Origin of the sequence: Mycobacterium sp. 1245852.3 (genome assembly GCF_001669335.1) — a bacterium.
Classification (GTDB): Bacteria; Actinomycetota; Actinomycetes; order Mycobacteriales; family Mycobacteriaceae; genus Mycobacterium; species Mycobacterium europaeum_A.
In genome coordinates, this window is sequence record NZ_LZLL01000247.1 from 1 (window position 1) to 2059 (window position 2059).

Annotated in this window: 3 protein-coding genes; 2 read left to right on the forward strand and 1 reads right to left on the reverse strand. The window is 67.6% G+C overall.

Going from position 1 to position 2059, the window contains the following annotated elements:
* A partial coding sequence (locus A9W96_RS10965) for an acyl-CoA dehydrogenase family protein (protein ID WP_197499486.1) occupies window positions 1-938 on the reverse strand: 938 nt, incomplete at its 3' end.
* Window positions 939-1091: 153 nt separating this feature from the next.
* Here A9W96_RS10965 and trxA point away from each other — a divergent pair.
* Both trxA and A9W96_RS10975 read left to right on the forward strand, forming a co-directional pair.
* Window positions 1092-1445, forward strand: a complete 354-nt coding sequence (gene trxA / locus A9W96_RS10970; RefSeq protein ID WP_066868658.1) for a thioredoxin — start codon at window positions 1092-1094, stop codon at window positions 1443-1445.
* A gap of 52 nt (window positions 1446-1497) precedes the next feature.
* The coding region (locus A9W96_RS10975) for an enoyl-CoA hydratase (protein ID WP_067139686.1) at window positions 1498-2059 on the forward strand (562 nt) is incomplete at its 3' end.

A 2059-nucleotide genomic window follows, 5' to 3' on the forward strand; every position in this document is an offset into this window, starting at 1 on the left:
GACAGCGTGCCGGCGGCTTTGACGCCGATCGTCATGCGCGCCTGCTCGATCACGGTGAACATCTGCGCGATACCCCGGTGCACGTCGCCGACCAGATACCCGACCGCGGGCACATCCGTTGCGCCGAAGGTCAATTCGCACGTGGGGGAGGACTTGATGCCCATTTTGTGTTCCACCCCGGTGACGTACACGCCGTTGCGCGGGCCGAGCTCGAAGGTGTCCGGGTCGAACAGGAAGTTGGGCACGTAGAACAGGCTGAGCCCCTTGGTGCCCGGGCCGGCGCCCTCGGGGCGGGCCAGCACCAGATGGAAGATGTTCTCGGCGGTGTCACCCACGTCGCCGCCGGAGATGAACCGCTTGACGCCCTCGATGTGCCAAGTGCCGTCGGGTTGTTCGATGGCCTTGGCGCGCCCGGCGCCGACGTCGGAGCCCGCGTCGGGTTCGGTGAGCACCATGGTGGCCGCCCAGCCCCGCTCCACGCCTTCGGCGGCCCATCGCCGCTGCTGCTCGTTGCCCTCCAGGTACAACGCCTGAGACATGAACGGGCCCAGGCAAAAGAAATTCGCCGAAGGGTTGGCGCAGATCAGCATTTCGTTGACCGCCCACGCCAGCGGTGGTGGGGCGGGCATGCCGCCGATCTCCTCGGCCATGCCCAGCCGCCACCAGCCGGCCTCCTTGAGCGCGGCCACCGTCTTGACCAACTCGTCGGACACGGTGATTTTGTGCTCGGCCGGGTCGAACACGGGCGGATTGCGGTCGGCGAACGCGAAGGATTCGGCCACCGGGCCTTCGGCGAGGCGGGCGGCTTCGGCCAAGATCGTTTTGACCGTGTCCTCGTCGAGATCGCTGTAGCCGCCGGTGCCCAGGACGGCGCCGACATCGAGAACTTCGAACAGGTTGAATTCGATATCGCGGACGTTAGCGATGTAGTGGCCCAACGCGATTCCCTCACTGGTCCTCGAGGCGGCGGATCGTCAGGCACAGTCTGTCGGACGCGGGAAAACGTACGCAACCGTAACCAGCGGCGGTCCGCGGGCGGCACGCTGCCGCGCGCCGGGAACATCGCGTCGGCCCCGGGCGTTACGGCAAATGTGACAACACTTGATCTCACCGCTGAGAAGTTCAACGAAACCATCGAGGGCAACGACATCGTGCTCGTCGACTTCTGGGCGTCCTGGTGTGGTCCGTGCCGCCAGTTCGGTCCCACTTTCCAGGCGTCCTCGGAGAAGCACCCCGACATCGTGCACGCCAAGGTCGACACCGAGGCCGAACAACAGCTGGCGGCGGCCGCCCAGATCCGCTCCATCCCCACGCTGATGGCCTTCAAGAAGGGCAAACTGCTGTTCAACCAGCCCGGCGCGCTGCCGCCGGCCGCCCTGGAGGACCTGGTCGCGCAGGTCCGCGCGTTCGACGTCGACGCCGCCGAGGCCGGGCAGGGCGAATAGCCCCGCCGCGCTGCGCGCAGAAGCACGGTCGGCCACGCGCTAGGTTGCATGGGTGAGTTTGGTACTGGTAGACCACCCGCGGCCCGGCGTCGCGCTGATAACCCTGAACCGGCCCGAGCGGATGAACTCGATGGCGTTCGACGTCATGGTGCCGCTCAAGGAGGCCCTGGAAAAGGTCACCTACGACAATTCGGTGCGCGTGGTCGTGCTGACCGGCGCCGGTCGGGGCTTTTCCTCCGGCGCCGATCACAAGTCCGCGGGCTCGGTGCCCCACGTCGAGGGCCTGACCCGCCCCACCTATGCGCTGCGCTCCATGGAGATCCTCGACGAGGTCATCCTGGCGCTGCGCCGGCTGCACCAGCCGGTGATCGCCGCGGTCAACGGCCCCGCCATCGGCGGTGGGCTGTGCCTGGCGCTGGCCGCCGACATCCGGGTGGCTTCGACGAGCGCCTATTTCCGCGCCGCCGGCATCAACAACGGCCTGACCGCCAGTGAGCTGGGCCTGTCCTACCTGCTGCCGCGGGCCATTGGCTCGTCGCGCGCGTTCGAGATCATGCTGACCGGCCGCGACATCACCGCCGAAGAGGCCGAGCGTATCGGGCTGGTGTCCAACC